The 22,307-nt window shown below is 65.2% G+C and carries 22 protein-coding genes; 8 read left to right on the plus strand and 14 right to left on the minus strand.

Translation table 11 applies throughout. The features are described 5' to 3' along the window. Positions 1 to 58: 58 nt before the first annotated feature. The 3 genes from KM135_RS00900 to KM135_RS00910 form a co-directional block, all read right to left on the minus strand. On the minus strand, positions 59 to 991 hold the full coding sequence (locus tag KM135_RS00900) for an AraC-like ligand-binding domain-containing protein (RefSeq protein WP_221712017.1): 933 nt from the start codon (positions 989 to 991) through the stop codon (positions 59 to 61). 130 nt (positions 992 to 1,121) lie between these two features. Further along, entirely contained in the window at positions 1,122 to 2,750 is a 1,629-nt protein-coding gene (locus tag KM135_RS00905) for an AMP-binding protein (protein ID WP_221712018.1), read from the minus strand. Positions 2,751 to 2,847: 97 nt separating this feature from the next. Next, complete coding sequence (locus KM135_RS00910) at positions 2,848 to 3,810, minus strand: helix-turn-helix domain-containing protein (RefSeq protein ID WP_221712019.1); 963 nt, start codon at positions 3,808 to 3,810, stop codon at positions 2,848 to 2,850. A 276-nt stretch (positions 3,811 to 4,086) separates the two neighbouring features. Here KM135_RS00910 and KM135_RS00915 point away from each other — a divergent pair, with 276 nt between their 5' ends. The 3 genes from KM135_RS00915 to KM135_RS00925 all read left to right on the plus strand — a co-directional run bounded on the left by KM135_RS00915 (position 4,087) and on the right by KM135_RS00925 (position 6,932). Further along, a complete protein-coding gene (locus KM135_RS00915) occupies positions 4,087 to 5,541 on the plus strand; it encodes a lignostilbene-alpha,beta-dioxygenase (RefSeq protein ID WP_221712020.1) in 1,455 nt (484 codons plus the stop codon). A gap of 87 nt (positions 5,542 to 5,628) precedes the next feature. Next, positions 5,629 to 6,069 (plus strand): protocatechuate 4,5-dioxygenase subunit alpha, encoded by a 441-nt coding sequence (locus KM135_RS00920; protein ID WP_246605645.1) that lies wholly within the window; start codon positions 5,629 to 5,631, stop codon positions 6,067 to 6,069. A 2-nt stretch (positions 6,070 to 6,071) separates the two neighbouring features. Further along, entirely contained in the window at positions 6,072 to 6,932 is an 861-nt protein-coding gene (locus KM135_RS00925) for a class III extradiol dioxygenase family protein (protein ID WP_221712021.1), read from the plus strand. Between the two features lie 46 nt (positions 6,933 to 6,978). Here the strand turns inward: KM135_RS00925 and KM135_RS00930 are convergent, their stop codons facing one another. Then, complete coding sequence (locus KM135_RS00930; RefSeq protein ID WP_221712022.1) at positions 6,979 to 7,680, minus strand: sulfite exporter TauE/SafE family protein; 702 nt, start codon at positions 7,678 to 7,680, stop codon at positions 6,979 to 6,981. Between the two features lie 4 nt (positions 7,681 to 7,684). Continuing rightward, positions 7,685 to 9,007, minus strand: a complete 1,323-nt coding sequence (gene hemN / locus KM135_RS00935) for an oxygen-independent coproporphyrinogen III oxidase (RefSeq protein WP_221712023.1) — start codon at positions 9,005 to 9,007, stop codon at positions 7,685 to 7,687. 133 nt (positions 9,008 to 9,140) lie between these two features. On the opposite strand from hemN, the gene KM135_RS00940 reads away from it, so the two are divergent. Further along, positions 9,141 to 9,827: an OmpW/AlkL family protein gene (locus KM135_RS00940; protein ID WP_221712024.1), complete on the plus strand. Its 687-nt coding sequence runs from the start codon at positions 9,141 to 9,143 to the stop codon at positions 9,825 to 9,827. Positions 9,828 to 10,189: 362 nt separating this feature from the next. Here the strand turns inward: KM135_RS00940 and ccoS are convergent, their stop codons facing one another. From ccoS to ccoN, 8 genes are all read right to left on the minus strand, one after another. After that, a complete protein-coding gene (ccoS, locus tag KM135_RS00945) occupies positions 10,190 to 10,375 on the minus strand; it encodes a cbb3-type cytochrome oxidase assembly protein CcoS (RefSeq protein WP_221712025.1) in 186 nt (61 codons plus the stop codon). Continuing rightward, the gene (locus KM135_RS00950) at positions 10,372 to 12,516 is read right to left on the minus strand and encodes a heavy metal translocating P-type ATPase (RefSeq protein WP_221712026.1); all 2,145 of its coding nucleotides are present in this window, start codon (positions 12,514 to 12,516) and stop codon (positions 10,372 to 10,374) included. Before KM135_RS00950 ends, ccoS begins: the two co-directional genes overlap by 4 nt. Then, on the minus strand, positions 12,513 to 12,986 hold the full coding sequence (locus tag KM135_RS00955) for a FixH family protein (protein ID WP_221712027.1): 474 nt from the start codon (positions 12,984 to 12,986) through the stop codon (positions 12,513 to 12,515). The genes KM135_RS00950 and KM135_RS00955 overlap by 4 nt, the downstream gene beginning before the upstream one ends. Further along, on the minus strand, positions 12,983 to 14,443 hold the full coding sequence (ccoG, locus tag KM135_RS00960; RefSeq protein WP_221712028.1) for a cytochrome c oxidase accessory protein CcoG: 1,461 nt from the start codon (positions 14,441 to 14,443) through the stop codon (positions 12,983 to 12,985). Before ccoG ends, KM135_RS00955 begins: the two co-directional genes overlap by 4 nt. A 213-nt stretch (positions 14,444 to 14,656) precedes the next feature. Beyond that, a complete protein-coding gene (gene ccoP, locus KM135_RS00965) occupies positions 14,657 to 15,577 on the minus strand; it encodes a cytochrome-c oxidase, cbb3-type subunit III (protein WP_221712029.1) in 921 nt (306 codons plus the stop codon). Beyond that, the gene (locus KM135_RS00970) at positions 15,570 to 15,761 is read right to left on the minus strand and encodes a cbb3-type cytochrome oxidase subunit 3 (RefSeq protein ID WP_221712030.1); all 192 of its coding nucleotides are present in this window, start codon (positions 15,759 to 15,761) and stop codon (positions 15,570 to 15,572) included. The genes ccoP and KM135_RS00970 overlap by 8 nt, the downstream gene beginning before the upstream one ends. Then, positions 15,758 to 16,492, minus strand: coding sequence for a cytochrome-c oxidase, cbb3-type subunit II (gene ccoO / locus KM135_RS00975; RefSeq protein ID WP_221712031.1), 735 nt, complete (start codon positions 16,490 to 16,492; stop codon positions 15,758 to 15,760). Before ccoO ends, KM135_RS00970 begins: the two co-directional genes overlap by 4 nt. A gap of 13 nt (positions 16,493 to 16,505) precedes the next feature. Further along, entirely contained in the window at positions 16,506 to 18,173 is a 1,668-nt protein-coding gene (gene ccoN / locus KM135_RS00980) for a cytochrome-c oxidase, cbb3-type subunit I (protein WP_221712032.1), read from the minus strand. A gap of 165 nt (positions 18,174 to 18,338) precedes the next feature. On the opposite strand from ccoN, the gene KM135_RS00985 reads away from it, so the two are divergent. The 4 genes from KM135_RS00985 to KM135_RS01000 all read left to right on the plus strand — a co-directional run bounded on the left by KM135_RS00985 (position 18,339) and on the right by KM135_RS01000 (position 21,812). Further along, entirely contained in the window at positions 18,339 to 19,862 is a 1,524-nt protein-coding gene (locus KM135_RS00985; protein ID WP_221712033.1) for a PAS domain-containing sensor histidine kinase, read from the plus strand. Continuing rightward, positions 19,855 to 20,475 carry a response regulator transcription factor gene (locus KM135_RS00990; protein WP_221712034.1) on the plus strand — a complete coding sequence of 207 codons (621 nt, stop codon included), beginning with the start codon at positions 19,855 to 19,857 and terminating at the stop codon, positions 20,473 to 20,475. Before KM135_RS00985 ends, KM135_RS00990 begins: the two co-directional genes overlap by 8 nt. 98 nt (positions 20,476 to 20,573) lie before the next feature. After that, positions 20,574 to 20,972: a response regulator transcription factor gene (locus KM135_RS00995; RefSeq protein ID WP_221712035.1), complete on the plus strand. Its 399-nt coding sequence runs from the start codon at positions 20,574 to 20,576 to the stop codon at positions 20,970 to 20,972. 96 nt (positions 20,973 to 21,068) lie between these two features. Next, complete coding sequence (locus tag KM135_RS01000; RefSeq protein ID WP_221712036.1) at positions 21,069 to 21,812, plus strand: Crp/Fnr family transcriptional regulator; 744 nt, start codon at positions 21,069 to 21,071, stop codon at positions 21,810 to 21,812. On the opposite strand, the gene KM135_RS01005 is transcribed toward KM135_RS01000, so the two are convergent. Next, a complete protein-coding gene (locus KM135_RS01005; protein WP_221712037.1) occupies positions 21,799 to 22,194 on the minus strand; it encodes a hypothetical protein in 396 nt (131 codons plus the stop codon). The genes KM135_RS01000 and KM135_RS01005 overlap by 14 nt on opposite strands. Positions 22,195 to 22,307: the final 113 nt, after the last annotated feature.

The following is a 22,307-nucleotide window of genomic DNA, read 5'->3' on the forward strand; positions in this document are numbered from 1 at the left end:
AGACGTGCCGCGCGGACGATCGCGCAGAAAGTCCCGACATTCGCGCAGGAAAGGGCGCTCAGTGCCTCTGGCGATAGTGACTCGGACTGACGCCAAAGCGCTTCTGAAACTGACGGGCAAAGTAACTGCTGTCGGAGAAGCCGCAATCATAGGCGATCTGAATGACTTGCCTGTCCGATTCCAGAATGAGCAACTCTGCCGCACGCTCCAGCCGACGTCGCATGATATGGCCAAGTGGCGTGATCCCGCACTGGGCCGATGCTGCCTGCAGCGTCCGCAAGGGCACGCCGAGCTCCCCTGCCAGTCTCGCCGGAGACAGGTCCTGATCGGGAAGATGAGCCTCAATCAATCGTTTCATCCGCCGGACAAGAGGCGGTTCCGGAGCGTGCGGGTCAACTTGATCCTCATTCAGCGGCAGCGCCAGCAGATCCAGTAAGGTGGTGGAGAAGGCATCCAGCATGGCGGGACCGGGATGGGCGTCCCCTTCTCGCCAGATCGAGAGGAGATAGGAACGCAGGATGCGCGCGCCGGGCGTGTCGCCCGATATCTGGGTCGCAACCAGATTGTCGATGAACGGCACGCGATCGGCGAGCAGCCGCCTGGGTAGCTCGACGATCAGCAGTTCGTGCGCCCCGTCGATGTCGAAGCGGTAGGGCTCCTCGCCGGCGCAAATGACAAGATCGCCGGTCTTGAGCGAAATATCCCGACCCCGCTGCCGCAATCTCAACGGGCCGGAACCATGATGCAGCAGATGGAAGGCGAGCGATTGTTCGGAAGGCTGCCGGATCTTGTGCTCGCGCGTCACCACGGCAGCGGACGAACGGGGTCTCGTCAGCTGGGTCTCTCCCAGACTCCACCGATAGATCTCCGCATCGAAGCGTGACTTCATGGGAGACGCGCGAAGGCCGCTATAGGTCTGCTCGAGCAGAGTATTCCACCAGCCGAGTTTGGTATCCGTATCGACGCGCGCGGTCGAGAAATGCTCTAGCATGGGCGCTTGGTAACCCCTTTGTCCAAATAGAATAATGGCGGGGCAGGGAAAACTCAAGGAACCAACCGGCTGAGGCGCCAAGACGTTCGACGAGAGCTTCCGCAAGCAACAGGGAACGCCCAGCGGGCGGTCAGAGGCCGAGTTCGCGGATCATTCGATCGCGGATAACGAACTTCTGTACCTTGCCGGAGGCTGTCAGCGGAAATTCGTCGACGAAACGGATGTATCGCGGAACCTTGTGGTGAGCGATCCGATCCTGGCAGAAGTGACGGATTTCCTCTTCGGTGCAGGTTTCGCCGGGCGCCAGGCGGATCCATGCGCAGAGATCCTCGCCCATCCGTTGGTCCGGTACGCCCACGACCTGAATGTCGGTGATCTTGGGGTGGGCGTAGAGGAACTCCTCGATCTCCCGCGGATAAATATTCTCGCCGCCCCGGATCACCATGTCCTTGATCCGCCCGACGATGCTGGCATATCCCTGCTCGTCGATGGTGCCGATATCGCCGGTATGCATCCAGCCCTCGGCATCGATCGCTTCGGCACTATGCTCCGGGTCGTCCCAATAGCCGAGCATCACGGAATAGCCGCGCGTGCAGAGCTCACCCGGAACGCCGCGCGGTGTGATGCTGCCTTCCGCATCGACGATCTTCACCTCGAGATGCGGCTGAACCCGGCCGATCGTGGAAACGCGCTTTTCCAGCGGATCGTCGATCGCGCTCTGGAAGCTGACCGGGCTGGTCTCGGTCATCCCATAAGCGATGGTGATGTCGGTTATGTGCATTCTGCCGATGACCTGCTTCATCACCTCGATTGGACAGGGGGAGCCGGCCATGATGCCGGTCCGGAGCGAGGTCAGGTCATAGGCATCGAAACGCGGGCAATCGAGCTGCGCAATGAACATTGTCGGCACGCCGTACAGGGCCGTGCAACGTTCTTGCGCGATCGCCGCGAGCGTCGCTTCCGCGTCGAACCCGAGTGATGGATAGACCATTGCCGCGCCGCAGCTCACGGCGGCCAGATTTCCCATCACCATGCCAAAACAGTGGTAGAGGGGCACCGCAACGCAGATGCGATCGCCGGGGCCGAGCTGTTGCGTTCGTCCAACGAACCAGCCGTTGTTGAGGATATTGCGATGGGAAAGCGTTGCCCCTTTGGGCAGCCCTGTCGTGCCGCTGGTGAACTGGATGTTGATCGGGTCGCGGCAGTCGAGCTCCGCGCCGATCTCGCGGGCGCGGTCCCGATGATGCTCCGAGCCCAGCAGCGGCAAGCCGTCAAAGGCAAGCCAGCCCGGCCGTGTCGAGCCGCCGATGCTGATCCTGTGCTCCAGGCTCGGCACGTTGACCGCCTCGAGCATGGCCACATAGTCGCTCGTCTTGAATCTCTCCGCCGCCACGACTGCGCGCAGGCCGACCTTCCCGGCCATGAATTCGAGTTCCGCAGTTCGGTAAGCGGGATTGATCGTCGTGAGAATCAGGCCGATCTTCGCGGCAGCAAACTGGGTGAGCGCCCATTCGGCACAATTGGGCGACCAGATGCCGATCCTGTCTCCGCGCTCGAGCCCCAGTGCGAGAAATCCCGCCGCCAGGTCGTCCGCGCGTTGGGCGAGCTCCCGCCAGCTCCACCGCAGCCCTTGTGCCACCGACACCAGCGCATCGGCCTCGCCCCATTGCTCCGCCGCCCGGTCGAGTGCCTGGCCGATCGTAATGTCCAGCAGCGGCGGCTCATTTGCGCCATTTACCCAGCTCAGTTCGCGATCCATTGCGCTCCTCCACCGCTTTGAAGGTAATGGCGGCCATATGGACATGCTTGGACGAGACCGCACAAACATTGTCCGCAACCGAGGTGGCCAGGGAATCCTAGGCCGAAGGAGCGCCGCTGTCCCAGCCTGCGGTCGTGGCGCCGAGGCTCGACCGATAGGAATGCGCCGCGACGCCAAAGCGGCGGCGAAAGGCGCGGCTGAAGTAGCTCAAGTCGCTGAACCCGCCTTCCAGCGCGACGTCGGTGATGCGGCAGCGTTTGTCCGGATGCCGCAGGCGCGCGGCGGCGGCGTCAAGCCGGCGGGCGAGTAAAATGCGCGACGGCGTCGTGCCGACTTCCGCAAAGACCTGTTGAAGATAGCGCGCACTGACCCCCAGTTCCCCGGCAATCGAAGAACTGCGAAATTCGGGGTCGAGCAGCCGGCTATCGATAAGCGCAATTGCCCTGCGGCGCAGGTCATCCGCGCGGCTGCCTCCAAAGGCGCCGGCGCGGTCGCCTTGCAAGGCCGCGGTGAGCAGCTCCCAGATCACCGCGGAGGCGGATTCCGGCCACTCTTCGCCATCGCGCTCGACGAGCTGATCCCAGGCCGAACGAACGAATCCGGACAACACGGCAGCCGAGCCGCCATTCAGGTTCATTCGCCGGCCAGCGAGGGCTTCGAGCGCCTCGGCATGGCCGCCAAAACGCATCCGGGGCAACGTCAGTACAAGCCCCTGAACCGGATTCCTGAAAGCCAGTTCGTATGATCTTCGCGGGTCGATGATAAACATGTCACCCGTCTCCGCGACGGTTTCTGCCCCGGCGTGGCGTAACAGGCATTGGCCCGAATGCACCAGCTGAAGGCTGAAGTTCGTTTCGCCATGGTCCGCACTCGCGCCGCTGCGCGTGACGAGGGGACTCGATTTCACCGAGGTGATCTTAAGCTCGCCTGCGGTGAACCTGGTGAGATTGCCGTGGAAAGCGCCGGGATCGCCCTCGAGCGCCATCGATTGGTCCCGCTCGGCGAAAATGCCCCGCCAGAAGTCAAAGCGCGATGCCGCCGGCACATCGTCCGTGGACAATCTGTCGATCCTCACCAGCGCTACCTCCCCGGCTTTCAAGCCCCGGACGGCATCCTACCCCCGTCGGACCGATATGCATAGCCAGCCCCGTCCGGATCGTCTCCGGCCGTGGCGCGATCGGCACGGCCGTGTCTGGCAACGCCCTGTTCAGGAGAATTTGCTTCCGGCTCGATCCACGGGAATCCCCCAGTGCCGCTTTCCCATTCCTTGATCGGGATCAAGGCGGGGGCATTTGTGGTTGCCCAGTCTTCCTCTTCCACCGCGCGGAGAGGACATATGGCACATTTTCCCGATACACCGAGTTTTTCCGGAACCTTGCGTCCGTCACGGATCGAAGGTGACATCCTGGATCTGGAGATCGAGGGGCAGGTGCCGGACCAGTTGGCGGGCACGTTCCACCGCGTTCATCCCGATGCCCAATTCGCGCCCAGATTCGAGGATGACCAGTTCTTCAACGGCGACGGCATGGTGAGCCTGTTCAGGTTCCAGAACGGGCGGATCGATTTTCGCCAGCGTTATGCGCATACCGACAAATGGCTGCTCGAGCGCGCGGCCGGCAAGGCTCTGTTCGGCGCCTATCGCAATCCGCTGACCGACGACGAGGCGGTGAAGGGCCGGATCCGCGGCACCGCCAATACAAATGTGCTGGTCCACGCCGGGATGCTCTACGCGATGAAGGAGGACAGTCCTTGCCTGCTCATGGACCCGCTCACGCTGGAGAGCTTCGGCTACACGGATTTCGGCGGCAAGCTGCAGAGCCAGACCTTCTGCGCCCATCCCAAGATCGATCCCGTCACCGGCAATCTCTGCGCCTTCTCCTATGGCGCCAGGGGCCTGATGACCACGGACATGGCCTATATCGAGATCAGCCCGACCGGCGAGCTGGTGAAGGAGATCCCGTTCCACAATCAATATTATTGCATGATGCATGATTTCGGCGTGACGGAGGATTATGCCGTGTTCACGACCATGCCGCTCATCAGCAACTGGGAGCGGCTGGAGCAGCGCAAGCCCTTCTTCGGCTTCGACACCAGCATGCCCTGCTACATGGGCGTGCTGCCGCGCAACGGCGATGCGCGCGACCTGCGCTGGTTCAGGACCGACAATTGCTTCGTCGGCCATGTCATGAATGCCTTCAACGAGGGGACCAAGGTTCACATCGACATGCCGGTCTCGGCCAACAACAGCTTTCCCTTCTTCCCGGACGTGAACGATGCGCCGTTCGATCCGGTGGCGGGGCGGGGCTATCTGACGCGCTGGACGGTCGATATGGCGCGCAATGACGATCGGCTCGACAGGATCGAGCGGCTGGTCGATGTACCGGACGAGTTTCCGCGCATCGACGATCGCTATGCGACGCAGGCCTATCGTCACGGCTGGATGCTGATCCTCGATACCGACAAGCCCTATGAGGGGCCGGGCGGCGCTTTCTATGCGCTGACCAACACGCTGGGGCATGTCGATCTCGCGACGGGCAAGCGCAAGAGCTGGTGGGCCGGGCCGCAATGCGCGATCCAGGAGCCGTGCTTCATTCCGCGCAGTGCCGATGCGCCGGAAGGCGAGGGCTATGTCGTCGCGCTCGTTGATAACCACGTCACCAACTATTCGGATCTTGCGATCTTCGACGCGCAACATGTCGAGGACGGGCCGATCGCGCGTGCCAAGCTGCCCATGCGCCTGCGCCAGGGTCTGCACGGCAACTGGGCCGACGAGAGCAAGCTCGCCGCGTGACCCGCGGCACAGCGATGCCACGGACGGCCGCGTCTCTCCCCGGGGCGCGGCCTTTTCATGCCTTGCGCCGGGTCAAGATCGCCCTTGATGCACGTCAATGCGCGCGCTGCCGCAACAACGATCATGGCGGCGAAGCGAAAGGACAGACCCATGACTGCAATCGTTGAAACGCTCACGGCACGACCGCACAGACGGACGATACCGGGAACCTCCCTGTTCGACGGCGACGCTGCGGCGCGCGGCTATGCGCTCAACGCCATGTGCTACTCGTTCAATGACGAGGCCAATCGGGAAGCGTTCCGCGCTGACGAGGAGGGCTATTGCCAGCGGTTCGGCCTGACGTCGCAGCAGCGGGCGGCCGTCGCCTCGCGCAACGTCCTCGCGATGATCGATGCGGGCGGCAACATTTACTACCTCGCCAAGCTGGCCGGCATTTTCGGTCTCAGCGTCCAGGATCTCGGCGCCCAGCAGACGGGCGTCACGGTCGAGGAATTTCGTCACAAACTTCAAGCGGAAGGGGAGCTCTGACCATGGCACACATCGTCGGCGGCATCTTCACGAGCCACGTCCCCGCCATCGGCGGCGCCATCGCCCGCGGCCTGCAGGAGGACCCCTACTGGAAGCCCTTCTTCGACGGGTTCCACCCGATCCATCGCTGGCTGGCCGCTGCCCGCCCGGATGTCGCGGTGCTGTTCTACAACGACCATGGCCTGAATTTCTTCCTGGACACGATGCCGACCTTCGCGGTCGGCGCGGCGGCCGAATATCACAATGCCGACGAGGGCTGGGGCCTGCCCGTGATGAAGCCATTTCCAGGCGCCGAGGCGCTGTCATGGCACATCATCGAGCATCTCGTGGCCAGCGAGTTCGATATCACCACATGCCAGAAGATGGCGGTCGATCATGCACTGACCGTGCCCCTCGCCCTGTCATGGCCCGGCGCGGACAATCGACCGGTCAGGATCGTGCCGATCGCGCTCAACACCGTGCAGCACCCGCTGCCCAGTCCGAGCCGTTGCCTCGCGCTCGGCCGCGCCGTGCATGACGCGCTGGCGAGCTGGCCGGGCGCCGAGCGGATCGTCATTTTCGGCACGGGCGGCTTGTCACATCAGCTCGACGGTGAACGAGCCGGCTTCATCAACAAGGATTATGACCGCTTCTGCCTCGACCATCTGGGACCAGAGCCCGAGGCGTTGGTCGCGCACAGCGCGGTCGATATCGTCGAGCTGGCGGGCAGTCAGGGCATCGAGATCCTGAACTGGATCGCCGCGCGCGGCGCGCTTGGGCCGGACGTGCGCGAGGTCAGCCGCAACTATCACATCCCGATCTCCAACACGGCTGCGGCGACGATGCTGCTGGAGACTCCCGCCACGCTCAGCAAGGCGGCCTGAGACCGAAAAATGCCGCGTCGGAAGCAGTCCGGCGCGGCTTTCTTGTTCAGAATTGCCCTGCAATGCGCGCGCACCATGCGTTCAGCGCGGCGGGGCTTTCCAGCAGACTCAGAAATCCGATTGCGATCATCGCGGCCCCAAGCAATTGCGCGGCGCCGCGCGTGCGCAAGGCCGTCTGCATCGACCGGAAACCGAGGCCGGCAAGCGCCAATGCCGGCAGCGTGCCGAGGCCGAAGCCGAGCATGACCAGCGCGCCGCCAAGCGCCGTGCCGGCGAACATCGCGTAAAGCAGGGCGCCATAGACCATCCCGCACGGCAGGAGTCCCCAGAGCACCCCGCCAGCCATCCTGCGGGCAGGGGGCGGCAGGTGCAGCATCAGCCGCATGCGCCAGCGGCCCATCCCGGCGCCGTGCGCAAGCAAGGCGGGAGCTGGGGCAATGCCCGCCGTGACCAGTCCCATCCAGCCGAGCGACACGGCGGCGGCCCAGCGCAGCAGGGCCTGGCCGCTGCCCGCTTCGATCCCGCCCAGCGCAGCGCTGCCGAGGCTGCCCGCTGCTGCGCCCAGCAGCGCATAGCTGGCGATCCGGCCGCCATGGAGCAGGGCCTGCTCCCGGCCTGCCGCGGCCGCGTCGCACCCGCCGGGCGAATAGCCGAACAGCACGGCGATGCCGCCGCACATACCGATGCAATGCAGGCTTGAGGCCAGACCCAGCGCGGCGCCGCCCGCGAGGCTGATCGCCGACGCCATCCTGTCAGATCGCCGTGCTGAAGCGCTGACCCTGGTCGATGCGATAGCGGTCGAACAGGGCAGCGAGCGCGCGCCCATAAGGGCGGCCGCCGGGCGTGATCTGCAATCCGCCCTGCTCCAGCACGGCGAGGCCATGGGCGAGGAAAGGCGCGAGCCGATCCCTTAACCCATCCTCGGCGAGGAACGGGGCGACGGTGGCGATGCGGCCGCAAAGCAGGTCCTCGATCACATGCGCGCGTCGCCGATCCTCCGCGTCCCGCCGCACGCCGCGCTCACCGGTCAGCTGGCCCGCCATGGCGCGCATGCGGTAGCGGCCGCTGTTCTTCTCGTTCTGCACCAGCAGGTCCGGAAAGGCGCTGATCGCGGTCGCGCCGAGACCGATCAGCACCTGGGCGTCGTCTTCCGTGAAACCCTGGAAGTTGCGGTGCAGGCGCCCTTCGCGCTGGGCACGCGCCAGCGCATCGTCGGGCAGCGCGAAATGATCGAAGCCGATCGCTTCGTAGCCGGCGGCGGTCAGCCGTTCATGGCCGAGCGTCGCCATCGCGAAACGCTCGTCCTGGCCCGGCAGGTTGGATGCGTCGATGCGGCGCTGGCGTGGCAGCAAATGGGGCACATGGGCATAGCCGAACAGGGCGATGCGCTCCGGCGCGAGGGCGATGGCCTCGTCCAAAGTGGCCGACAGGCCCGCCTGGTCCTGGCCGGGCAGGCCGTAGATTAGGTCGAAATTGATAGAGGCGACGCCGTTGGCCCGCAGCGCGGCGACCGTCTCGCCGATCAGCGCGCGCGGCTGGACCCGGCCGATCGCGGCCTGAATGGCGGGATCGAAAGTCTGCACGCCGAGGCTGGCGCGCGAGACGCCGGCCTCGCCCAGCGCCACTGCCCAGTCCGGCGTGAAACTGCGCGGATCGAGCTCGATGGAGAGGATCGGCCGGTCGGTGCTGAAAGCGTCGCGCAGGGTCGCGAGCAGGGCCAGAAATTCCGCCGGTGCCAGCGCGTTGGGGCTGCCGCCGCCGAACGCGATCCGGTTGACCTTGCCGCGCCCGCCGAGCCGGGTCGCGACCGTGCGGATCTCGGCGGTCAGCGCGTCCAGATAGGCGCTGAGCCGCTGCGCGCGATTGGCGCGGCCGGTATTGCAGCCGCAATACCAGCAGATTTCCTGACAGAAGGGGATGTGGACATAGAGCGAAACCGGCTGGTCCGGGGCGACTGCCTCCAGCGCCTCGACCTGGTCGATCGCGCCGGCTGCGGGCGAGAATTCCGCCGCGGTCGGGTAGCTCGTGTAGCGCGGCACGGGGCGCGCGAGCAGCTCGGGAAAGTATGTCCACATGTACATCCCCTAGCGCGCCGGCGCGCGCGGCGCTTTGCCCTCGATCAAGGCGCCGGTTGCGGCGCGTCAATGTCGCGCCTGCCGCGCCGACCTACCGCCGGCTCGTGGTTCACTGAAAGAAAGGAAAAGGGCCATGAAGGCACAGACTATCTCTTGCGCGGCCGCGGCACTCGCCCTCATGCTGCCGATGGCGGCGCATGCCGGCGCGCCGGACGGCAAGCTGCAGGTCAAACTGCTCGGCACCGCCGTGCTGCCCGAGGGCAGCATCGACAAGGTGGAGGCGACCACGCTCGCTCTGCCCGCGGGCACGAACACGAAGGCCAGCGACAATTTCGTGCCGACCGTGGCCATTGAATATTTCATGACGCCGAACATCTCGGTCGAGACGATCTGCTGCACGACGGCGCATCATGTCGATGGCGCCGGCGCGATCGCGGCGGTCAGTCATCTGGTCGATGACGTGCTGATCGTGCCGGCGACCCTCACGCTCAAATATCATCTGACCGGCCTCGGCGCTGTGAAGCCGTATCTAGGCGCTGGCCCGAGTTACTTCCTCGTGCTGGATTCCAAGGTAGGTGCCGGCGGCAAGGCGGCGCTGGGCGCGGCGAGCGCGGACGTGAAAAGCAAGGTCGGCTTTGCGCTGCAGGTGGGCGCGGATATCCCGATCGGAGACAAGGGCTTCGGCCTTACGCTCGACGCGAAGCGCTATTTCGTGAAGCCCATCGCCTCGTTCCGGAACGCCGCGGGCACCGAGATATTGCGCACGCGGCACAATCTCGATCCTTGGGTATTGAGCGCGGGGCTGGCCTACCGCTTCTGAGCGGCGCCGGCCGATCGACAGGAGGGCTTCCGGGCGACCGGAGGCCTTCTTCTCGTCTGCACATGACAATTAGGCCGAGAGGTGGGAGCTCTCGGCCTAACTGGCGACCTTTAGGGCGTTGTTGCGAGGCCCGTTCTATGCATTTCGAAAGCAGAGATAAATTCGGGAACAATACTTAGCTTCCCAAAAGCGGCACATATTGTTGTCCGCGCATTTGCGTGCATGCTTCGAAATTTTAACAAACAATTACTCGTTGCTTGAACGAGTTGCCTAAGTATTTTTACCGAAATACGCCGTGTCGTCACTCGAAGGTGGAAAGCTCGATCATTTCTCGTCCACCGCCTGCGGACGGCTTTCCGCGATCAGTTAAGCCTCGCCGCGCTGTCGAGAGAGGTTGGACTCTCCGCCTCGTCGTCGTCGATCAGGATCCGCATGGCGGCCCCGTCCAGATCGTCGAACTGGCCGACGCGCATCGACCAGAGGAAGGCGCCGAGACCGAGCAGTCCGAGGCCGAGTGCGATGGGGATCAACAGCAGGACACCGTTCATTTGGCGGCACTCCGCAGGCGCAGGCTGTTGGCAATGACGATGAGGGAACTGGTCGACATCGCGATGGCGGCAATCAGCGGTGTCACCTTGCCGGCCATGGCGAGCGGGACGGCAAGGATATTGTAACCGATTGCCAGCACGAAATTCTGCCGCACGACGCGCATCGTCGCGCGGGCGGCGCGCACGGCCTTGGGGAGGCCGAGCAGGCTGTCGCCCAGAAACACGATGTCCGCCGCCTGCTGACCGACGTCGCTCGCCGAGGCCGGGGCCATGGAGACATGGGCGGCGGCGAGGGCAGGGCCGTCGTTGAGACCGTCGCCGATCATCAGCGGGCGACGACCGGCGGCGATGTCCGTTTCCAGCAAGGCCATCTTGTCGGTCGGGCGCATGTCGCCCTGCCCGGCGACGCCCAGCGTGCGGGAGAGAGCGGCCACCGCCTCCTGGCGATCGCCGGACATGATGCGCCCGGGCAGGCCGAGCGCGTCGAGTTCGGCCAGCGCCTGCGCGGCGCCGGGCCGCAGCGCATCGGCGAAGCGGATGATGACAGGCGCTCCCTCGCCCAGGTCGAGCGCAACGGCGGCGCGATCGTCCGGCGCGCGGCCGAGTTCGCCTGCGAGTGGGCGGCACATCGCGACTGGTTTGCCCTCGAACCGCGCCTCGACGCCTTCGCCCGGCTTCTCGACAATGTCGGTGAGCGTCGCCGGTCCGACATCCGCGCCGCCGAGCGCCTGACGCAGCGCAATGGCGAGCGGGTGACGGCTGGCCATTGCGAGAGCGCGGACGATCGGGCGCTTGTCCACGGGGATCGCGTCGATGCCTTCCGCCACAGGGCGGCCGAGCGTCAGCGTGCCGGTCTTGTCGAGCAGCGCCTCATCAGCCTGCGCCAGTCGCTCGAGTGCGCTGCCGTCCTTCACCAGCAACCCGGCGCGCATCATGGCGCTGCACGCGACGACCTGCGCGACCGGCACGGCGAGGCCGAGCGCGCACGGGCAGGTGATGATGAGCACGGCGAGCGCGACCAGCAGCGATTCATGCCAGCCGGCGCCGGCGAGCATCCAGCCTCCAAAGCTGATGGCCGCGAGCAGATGGACGGCCGGAGCGTAGAGGCCGGCCGCGCGATCGGCGAGGCGGACGAAGCGCGATCGGCTCTGCGACGCACCTTCCATCAGCCGCGCGATCTCGGCAATGGCGCGCGCCTCGCCCACGGCGGTCACGCGCAGCGTCACCGGCGCGTCGAGGTTCAGCGTGCCGGCAGTCGCGACATCGCCCGGCCCGGCCGCCACCGGGGCGCTTTCGCCCGTCAGCAGCGAGAGATCGAAACGGCTAGCCCCGGTCTCGATGATCCCATCGGCCGCCAGCCGCTCGCCTGCCGCGACGAGCAGCCGGTCATCGACCCGCAGGGCCTCCGCTTCCACCCAGTGGCTATCACCCAGCGCATCGAGCCGCATCGCGCCCGGAGCCGTGCGGCGTACCAGCGCTGCGGCGCCGATCGCCGCGCGGCTGCGCATCATTTCGTCGAGCACTCGACCGGCGAGCAGGAAGGCGAGCAGCATGAGTGCGCCGTCGAACCAGACATGTCGTCCGCCGACGATCGTTTCGTAAAGACTCATGCCTGTGGCGAGCAGCACGCCGATGGAAATGGGCACGTCCATGTTGGTCGTGCGTGCGCGCAGGGCGCGATAGGCGGATTCGAAGAAGGGACGGCCGGCATAGGCGATGGCCGGTACCGCGATCAGCACCTCGATCCAGTGGAACAGATGGCGCGAACTGCCTTCCATGCCGGACCAGACCGAGACCGAGAGCAGCATCACGTTCATCGCGCCGAAGCCGACGACGCCGAGCGCGCGCAAGAGGCGCTTGAGCGAGGCGCTGCGTTCCGCCGCTGCCGCGTCGTGCAGTGGTTGTGCTTCGAAACCGATCGCATCGAAGGCGCGGAGGATGTCCGGCTCGGCGAGATCGTCGGCATGGGCGACCGTGACGGTCTTGCCGGAGAAGTTGACGCGCGCGGCGCTGATCCCGGGCTGCTGCGGCAGCATGCGTTCGATCTTGGCGATGCACCCCGCGCAATGCATGTCGGGCACGGTGAAGCGTGTCTCGACCGGACCGCCGGTCCAGTCCTCGCCGGGGTCGAGATAGCTCATGGCAGGTCCAGGATGCGGTTGAGCTGCCGGCCATTGGCGGCGATCGTCAGATGGGCGACCCAGCGACCGGCGGGCAGTGCCTCGATACTCTCGTAGCGGCCCGGTTCCAGCGTTCGGAAGCGCAGCTGACGCTCCGGCGCCATGCCGAGCGGGTGGCGGATCAGCGCCGTCACCTGTGCATCCGCCATCGGCCGGCCGGCGCTGGAGAGCGTGACGGCGATGTGGCGATCGGGCGTGCGCACGGCGTCGAGCGACCAGCCGAGCGCCTCTTCCTCGCGCGCCTTCTCGAGCCAGCCGTTGAATTTCTGGCTGGCGACATAGCTGTTATCGACCACCAGTCCGCCAAAGGTCGAACTGGCAAACCACGCCATCGTGACATTCACCGCGATCACGATGCCGAAGAAGGTGACGAGGATGATCGCGATGTGCCGGCCGGTGAAGGCGCGGGCCTTTTGTGCTGTCTGTTTCATTGCATGCCTCCCGGCCGGACGAAGCTTTCCTCGTCGCGTGCCTTTTCCGTGCTGTCGTCGGCTGCCTGAAGCGCGAAGGCGAAGTCCTCCCGTGCCGCGCCCGTCGCGGGCGCGACGACATAGATGCGCTCCCTCAACACCTGATCGGCCGGGACGGCGAGCCGCAAGCTGCGCCCTGCCTGTGCGCGGGTTTCGCTCTCCCGCCACATCTGGCCGCCGGGCAGTCCGGCGAGGCTGACGATCATTTCGCGCGGACGACTTTGCATGTTACGCAGCTTGACGAGATAGGCATTGCGGATCGACCCGTCGGACAAACGGACGAACTGAGGGTTGCGATCGGCATTGGCGGCGATATCGACGCGGGTGCGGGTGCCGAGCGCAAAGAGCATCGCGACGCCGATGGCGGTCCAGAGACCCAGATAGACCAGCGTGCGCGGCCGCAGAAGGCGCCTGATCGCAGGCACGGCCGCTTCACCCAGCTTCTCGCGTTCGCAATCCAGCTCGGTCGCATAGTCGATGAGGCCGCGCGGCCGCCCGATCTGCGCCATGACCCGATCGCAGGCGTCGATGCACAAGGCGCAGGTGATGCAGCCGATCTGCGGCCCTTCGCGAATGTCGATGCCAGTCGGGCAGACCTGAACGCACTGCATGCAGTCGATGCAATCGCCCGTGGGCAGATGTTCCTCGCTTGCCTTCTTCAGGCCTCGCGTGCGCGGCTCTCCGCGCCAGTGGCGATAGGTGACGATAAGCGACTTCTCGTCGGTCATCGCTGTCTGGATGCGCGGCCAGGGGCACATGTAGATGCAGACCTGCTCGCGCATGAAGCCGCCGAAGATGAAGGTGGTCATGGTGAGCAGGAAGGTCGTCGCATAAGCAACGGTCGCCGCCTGCCCGGTCCAGAAATCTTGCTGCAGCGTCGGCGCGTCGGCGAAGTAAAAGATCCAGGCGCCCCCAGTCAGGAAGGCGATCAGCAGCCAGGCCGCCCATTTACGCAGGCGCTTGAAGAGCTTGCCGAAGGTCCAGGGCGCGCGGTCGAGCCTGATCTGGGCATTGCGGTCGCCGTCAAGGAAGCGCTCGACATGCTGGAAGAGATCGGTCCAGACGGTTTGCGGGCAGGCATAGCCGCACCACGCTCGCCCGACTGCCGATGTCACCAGAAACAGACCGATGCCGGCCATGATGAGCAGCCCGGCTACGTAATAGAATTCGTGCGGCCAGATCTCGATCGAGAACATGTAGAAGCGGCGATTGGCGAGATCGACCAGCACCGCCTGATCCGGCGCATAAGGCCCCCGGTCCCAGCGGATCCACGGGGTTCCCCAATAGATCGTCAGCGTGATCGCCATGACGAGCCACTTGAACCGGCGGAACGGGCCGTCGATCTGCTTGGGAAAGACCGCCTTGCGCTTCTCGAAAAAGGCAGGCGGCGGCGTGGTGAGGTCGGTCACATTGGACATTGGCAGCGTCCGTGTTTCTTCGGTTGCGCGAGTCCTAGTCGGCGTGGCGCGCAACGGCATTGAGCGAGATCAAGGGGCCCAACAAAAGCCCCTCCTCTTCAGAGGAGGGGTCAGGGGGTGGTGGCGATGCGCCAGCATCGCTCGCGTCGCGATCATTCGCACCGTTGCAGCACCACCCCAACCCCTCCTCTGAAGAGGAGGGGCTAAGGTTGGTCATTCGACCGCTCCCGGCTCCCTCTCCGCCGGATTCGGCGCGAGGGTTGCCTCGCCGCCACCCAGCGAGTGGACATAGGCGGCCAGCATCTTGATCGTGACGGGACTCAGTACATGATCCCATGCCGGCATCACGCCCTTGCGGCTGTCCGCCACCGTCCTCGCCAGCGTCTCGCGGTCACCGCCGAACAGCCAGATGCCGTCCGTCAGATTCGGCGCACCGAATTCGCGCATGCCCTTGCCGGCGGGACCGTGACACACGGCGCAATTGGCCTCGAACAAGGTCGCGCCGCGCCGCGCCGATGCGCTCGGCTTCTCCTCCCCGCTGATCGTGCGGATATGGCTGACGACATCCTCAATCTGTCCCTTTGTGAGGATGCCGTCGCGCCCGAAGGCGGGCATGAGGCTGGTGCGGGTCGTCGCGACCTCCGGGTTCCGTGCGCCATGGGTGATCGTATATTCGATCGCCTTGAGGTCGCCGCCCCAGAGCCAGTCGTCATCGTTGAGATTGGGATAGCCGGGCGATCCGGCCGCGCCCGAGCCGTGACATTGCACGCAATGCGTCTTGAACGCCGCGGCGCCACCCTGCACCGCCGCCTGCATGAGCTGCGGTTTCGCGGGAAGCTGTTCGATCGGCGTGGCGGCAATGGCCGAGAGGATCGGCGCCTTGCGTGCCGCCTCGGCCTGCATCGTCTTGTCGAGTTCGCCCCGGCTGGACCAGCCGACCGTGCCCTTCGTCGCGCCGGTCAGCCCGGGCAGCGCCGGATAGACGACGACATAGCCGATCGAGAAGATGATCGTGGCATAGAAGGTGAGCAGCCACCAGCGAGGCATCGGGGTGTCGAGTTCTTCGATCCCGTCCCATTCGTGGCCGACGGTTTGCGTGCCGGTCGGCGCGTCGATGCGCTTCTTGTCAGCCATGGCTCTTGTCCTCGTCGAGGGCCGCGATCCTCTCGCCATCCTCGGCGAAGATCATGGTGGCGGCGGTGTCGTTGTGGCGCCGCGAGCCGGGACGGAACGCCCAGCCGACGAGCACCAGATAGATGAGCAGCATGGCGGCGAGGCCATAGCTGTCGGCCAGATGCCGCAGGTCGTTGTAGCTCATCGCCGGACCTCCTGCGGCGCGGCGCTCTCGAAATCGACGAGCGTGCCGAGCATTTGCAGATAGGCGACGAGCGCATCCATCTCGGTCAGGCGCGACGGATTGCCGTCGAAGTCGCGGGCCTGCGCCTTGGGATAGCGGGCGAGCAAGTCGGCGGTGTCGGCCTCGGGATCGGCCTGCGCCAGCAGGTCGCCGTTCGCCAGCTCAACATCCTTGTCGCTGTACGGCACCCCGACGCGGGTCAGCGCCTTGAGATGCGCGGTCATGTCGCCGGCCTTGAGGTCCCGGTCCGCCAGGAAGGCATAGCCGGGCATGATCGATTCTGGGACGACGGAGCGCGGATCCTTGAGGTGCTGGACATGCCATTCGTCGGAGTAGCGCTTGCCCACGCGGGCGAGGTCCGGCCCGGTGCGCTTGGACCCCCATTGGAAGGGGTGGTCGAACATGCTCTCGGCAGCGAGGCTGTAATGGCCGTAGCGCTCGACCTCGTCCCGGAAGGGGCGGACCATCTGGCTGTGACAATTGTAGCAGCCCTCCCGCATGTAGATGTTGCGACCGGCGAGCTCGAGCGGCGTATAGGGCCGCATGCCCTCCACCTTCTCGATCGTGTTGTCGATCCAGAAGAGCGGCGCGATCTCGACGATGCCGCCAATGGCGACCACCACGAGGGAGGCCAGGCCCAGGAGCGTCACGTTGCGCTCCAGCTTCTTGTGCTTGTCTGCAAAGCTGCTCATGGCTTGTCCGTCCTCATTCTGCAGGCGTTGCGAGGGATTGGGCGAGAACCGGGCGGTCCCTTGCCGGATCGAAGGCGGCGTCGCTCATCGGGGCTTCGGTGCGCAGGTCGCCGCGGATGGTGCGCCAGACGTTCACCGTCATGATGACCGCTCCCGAGAGGTAGAGACCTCCGCCGAAGGCGCGCAGCAGGTACATGGGGTGCATCGCCGCCACGCTGTCCGAGAAGGCATAGACGAGGTAGCCGTCCGCCCCATATTCCCGCCACATCAGCCCCTGCATGATGCCGGCGACCCACATGGCGGCGGCGTAGAAGACGATGCCGACGGTCGCGAGCCAGAAGTGCCAGTTGACCATGCGCAGCGAGTAGAGGCGGCTGCGGCCCCAGAGGCGCGGCACGAGATAGTAGATCGCCGCGAAGGTGATCATGCCGTTCCAGCCGAGCGCCCCCGAGTGGACATGGCCGATGGTCCAGTCGGTGTAATGGGAGAGGCTGTTGACGCTCTTGATCGAGAGCATCGGTCCCTCGAAGGTGCTCATGCCGTAGAAGGCGAGCGCCATGACCATCATGCGGATGATAGGATCGGTGCGAACCTTGTCCCAGGCGCCGTTCAGCGTCATCAGGCCGTTGATCATGCCGCCCCAGCTCGGCATCCACAGCATGACCGAGAACACCATGCCCAGCGTCTGCGCCCAGTCGGGCAGGGCGGTGTAGTGCAGGTGGTGCGGACCCGCCCAGATATACATGAAGATCAACGACCAGAAGTGGATGATCGACAGGCGGTAGCTGTAGACCGGCCGCTCGGCCTGCTTGGGCACGAAGTAGTACATCATGGCAAGGAAGCCGGCGGTCAGGAAGAAGCCGACCGCATTATGGCCGTACCACCATTGCGTGAGCGCATCCTGCACCCCCGCGAAGGCGCTGTAGCTCTTCGACCCGAGCAGGCTCACCGGCATGCTGAGATTGTTCACGATGTGGAGCATCGCGATCGTCAGGATGAAGCTCAGATAGAACCAGTTCGCCACATAGATATGCGGTTCGGATCGGCGGACGATGGTGCCGGCGAAGACCGCGAGATAGGCCACCCAGACGATCGTGAGCCACAGGTCCACATACCATTCCGGTTCGGCATATTCCTTCGCCTCGGTGATGCCGAGGAGATAGCCGGTGGCGGCGAGGACGATGAACAGCTGATAGCCCCAGAACACGAATTTCGCGAGGCCGGGGAAAGCGAGGCGCACGCGGCAGGTGCGCTGGACCACATAGAAGCTGGTCGCGATGAGCGCATTGCCGCCAAAGGCGAAGATGACCGCCGATGTATGCAGCGGGCGGAGGCGTCCGAAGCTGGTATATTCGAGGCCCAGGTTGAGCACCGGAAAGGCGAGCTGCAACGCGATGAACAGTCCGGCGAGGAAGCCGGCCATGCCCCAGAAGACCGTGGCGATGACGCCCCAGCGTATGACGTCGTCATCATAGCGCCCGGCGTCCGGCATGTGCAGGATACCCCGCGCGATGGCGGTATAGTCCGCTCTGGAAATGGTCGCCCAGCAGGCGATCAGGGCGGCCAGGCAGACGATCGTCATATGGATCGCAAAGCCGGCATCGGCAGCGAAAGCCGCCGCCATGAAGGCGAGCAGCGCAGCGCAAAGGAAGCTTCCCGCGCGCATCGTCAGTCCGGTCATGAAGAACTCCCAGGGCAGCATCGAGATTTGATTCGACGTCTCGCTTCTAGCCACGCCCCGGCGCGCGCTCCTTGACCTCGGTCAAGAGCGGCGGCAGTGATGGTGAGGTAGCCCTGTTCGTTGCGGAAAAGCCTGCAAGATCATTGGGGTCGGAGTGATCGTCGGATGAAGGCAAGGGACTCCGCGCAGATTGCCGAAGAGCTCAACCTGCTCATCGATGGCGCTCAGGGGCTGGCTCTCTACATGCTGGATCGCGATGGCCGGGTGACGATCTGGAACCGCGGCGCGGAACGTCTGCAAGGCTGGCCCGAAGCAGATGTGCTCGGTCGCCATATGTCGCTTTTCTATCCGCCCGATGCCATCGCCGCCGGAAAGCCGGAAGCCGATCTCGCCCGCGCGGCGGCCGAGGGACGCTTCGAGGAGGAAGCCTGGCGGGTCCGCAAGGACGGTTCGGAATTCCTCGCATCCGTCGCCATCACCGCGTTGCGTGACGACGAGGGCAGGATGCGCGGCTATGCCAAGATCGTCTCGGACATTACCGAGCGCCGTGCCGTGGAGGATCTGCTGCGCGCGCGCGAAAGCCATATGCGCTCCATCCTCTCGACCGTGCCGGATGCCATGGTGGTGATCGACGAGAGCGGCGCGATCCGCTCGTTCAGCGCGGCGGCGGAAAAGCTGTTTGGTTATGCCGAAGCGGAGGTGCGCGGCCACAATGTCAGCATGCTCATGCCCTCGCCGGATCGCGAGCGGCATGATGGCTATATTGAGCGCTACCTGACGACGGGCGAGAAGCGCATTATCGGCATCGGCCGCGTCGTCTTCGCGCAGCGCCGGGATGGCTCGACTTTCCCGATGGAGCTGTCGGTGGGCGAGGCGCTCGGTTCGGCCGAGCGCCTGTTCACCGGCTTCATTCGCGATCTGACCGAGCGTCAGCGCACGCAGGAACGGATGGAGACGCTGCAGTCCGAGCTCATTCACGTTGCCCGCGTCAGTGCCATGGGCACCATGGCCTCGACACTGGCGCATGAGCTCAATCAGCCGATCACGGCGATCGCCAACTATGTCGAGGCCGTGCGCCATCAGCTCGCCGCGCCGGATCCGGACGATCTGCCGATGCTGCGCGAAGCGCTGGAGGAAACAGCGAAGGAAACGCTGCGCGCCGGCCATATCGTGCGGCGACTGCGCGATTTCATCGCCCGCGGCGACGTGGAAAAGACCATCGAGCCGCTGCCTGCGCTCATCAACGAGGCGGCCGCCCTCGGTCTCATGGGCGCGCGCGAGAAGGGCATCGAGCCGCAGTTCGATCTCGATCCCTATGCCTCGCCCGTGCTGGTCGACAAGATCCAGATCCAGCAAGTGCTCATCAACCTGATCCGCAATGCCTGCGAGGCGATGAGCGAGAGCCAGGAGCGCCGGCTCACCGTGACAAGCAAGCTCGACGAGCAGCCGGGCTTCGTGCGCATCATCGTCGCGGATACCGGTCCCGGTGTCGCGCCGGATGTTGCCGGTCAGCTCTTCACGGCCTTCGTCAGCACCAAGAGCGAGGGCATGGGCCTCGGCCTTTCCATCTGCCGCACGATCGTCGAGGCCAATGGCGGGCGCATCTGGATGCAGCCGCGCGCGAAGGGCGGCGGCGCCGAATTCCACTTCACCCTGATGCGTGCCGGACAAGAGGACGACCATGGCTGATCGAAAGCTCATCCACATTGTCGATGACGAGGAGGCGATCCGGAAGTCGGCCAGTTTCCTGCTGAGGACTGCCGGCTATGCGGTGGAGACATGGGCCTCGGGCACGATGTTTCTCGCCGATGTGAAGCATGCCGAGCATGGCTGCGTCCTGCTGGATATCCGGATGCCGGAGATGGATGGACTGGATGTTCAGCGCACGCTTGCCGAACGCGGCGTGACGATGCCGGTGGTCATCATGACCGGCCATGGCGATGTCGGCATCGCCGTGCGGGCGATGAAGGCGGGCGCGGTCGACTTTCTTGAGAAGCCGTTCGAGCGGGCGACTTTGCTTTACGCCATCGAGACCGCCTTCGCCCGGATTGCCGAAGCCGACAGCGCGATCGGGCGCGCGAAGGAGGCCGAGGTTCGGCTGGCCGCGCTGACCCCGCGCGAGCGGGACGTTCTGAATGGTCTGGCCAGGGGGCTGCCCAACAAGACGATTGCCTATGACCTCGGCATTTCGGCGCGCACGGTCGAAGTTCACCGCGCCAATCTCATGACCAAGCTGGAAGTGCGCAGCCTGTCCGATGCGCTCAGGATCGCGTTTGCCGCCGGAATCGCGACCGAGGAATAGCAGGCTCGCCGCGCTTCGGTTCGCTCCTCGGCTGGAGTGTTCGCCCTAGTAAGTTTACGTAAGGACGGCGAGCCGTCCGGACTGTCATCAGGGCGTCCATGACGCTCCCTTCGCCCCATGTCGGCCCGCCGACGCCGCGACCGCAAGTCCTGCTGGTCGAGGATGATGCGAGTGTCCGGCGCTCGCTTCAGCTGATGCTGGAGGGGGAGGGCTATCGCGTCCGGGCTTTCTCGACGGCGTCCGCCTTGCTGGCCGACAGCAGTTTCGCCGGAGCGGCATGCCTGGTGACCGACTATCGTCTTGGCGAGCAGGACGGCATTTCGCTGTTGCGCAGTCTCCGGAAGGCAGGCTGGTCCGGGCCGGCGATCCTCATGACGGCGTTCACGTCGCACACGATGATCGAGCGCGCCATGCGCGAGGGCTTCGTCCAGTTGTTCGACAAGCCTTTCCGCCCGCATCTCCTGATCGAAGCGGTGGCCAGGGCCATTGCGGCGTAAGAGCCGCACGAAGCCGACCTAGTAACATCCCTTATATCGGCACACCGCGGAAACAAGCAGAGTTGATCCCGGTCAAACAGCAAATGGAGAAAGATCATGGCGCGACTTGACGTGCTGCCCGTCGCTCGTTCCCATGAAGAGCCGAAAACGTCGCGCTGCTCGGGCTGCGCCGTGCGGGATAGCGCCTTGTGTGCGAGCATGAGCGATACGGAGCTGACGGCGCTGCGCGTGATCGGCCGACGCCGAATCGTCCCGGCGGGGCAGATCGTCAGCTGGGCTGGCGACGCCAGCACCTTCTGCGCGAACCTCGTCAGCGGCGCGCTCAAGGTGACGGCGACACTGGCCGATGGCCGCGAGCAGATCGTCGGCTTGCTGTTCCCCGGCGATTTCGTCGGCCAGCTGTTCACCGACGAGACGACGCTCACTGTGACCGCCATCGTCGATACGGACCTGTGCGGCTATCCGCGCGCCGCGTTCGAGACGCTGCTCGGCGACTATCCGCGGATGGAACGGATGCTGCTCAGACGCACCATGGCCTCGCTCAACGAGGCGCGCGAGCGGATGCTCTCGCTCGGGCGCAAGAATGCGCAGGAGCGGGTGGCCGGCTTCATTTTCGATCTGGCGGCGCGCGCTGGATCGCGCGGGGCGGACGGCCTGCTGCATGTCTCGATCCCGGTGAGCCGGGGCGAAATGGCGGACTATCTCGGTCTGACCATCGAGACGGTCAGCCGCCAGCTCACGCGCCTGCGCACGAACGAGGTCATCGCCTTCGCGAATGGCGACAGGGTTTGCACGATCAAGAACCCCGAGGAGCTATCCGAGATCGTCAATCCAGACTGATCGGCATGAGACCGGCGCCTGCGATCATGCTTTCCTTGAGAGCAATGGCGCGCCGACAGCCATCGAAGAAGCAGCGCAGCATATAGCCAAGCTGATCGGCATTCTGGCCCTTGCCGAGCCGCGCATGCTGCCAGAGTGTGGCGATGAGATCCTGGGCATGAATCTCGTCGATCAGGTGCATGCGGTGCAGCGCAGTCATGGCCGCATGGCCGGGTCTTTGGGGCGTCGGCAGGCTGGCCAGCATGCGCTCGGCGCGAACGAAGTGCGATGTCGTGATGCACTGCAACCGATCGCATAGCCGACGGATGGCAGGCAAGGTCGGCAGGGCGGGCAGCCGGTCCGCCACGGCCTCGAGATCATCGCACAGGATCCGCTGGATCAAATGGTCCTCCAGGACAATCTCGAGCGACGGCGGCGAAAAGTGTCTTTGACCGCAAAAGGTCATGGCGCGATCTCCACAGGGCGATCACGACTATGCCCGTCTGGTCCCGTGTG

The organism is Sphingobium xanthum (assembly GCF_019737615.1).
Lineage (GTDB): Bacteria > Pseudomonadota > Alphaproteobacteria > Sphingomonadales > Sphingomonadaceae > Sphingobium > Sphingobium xanthum.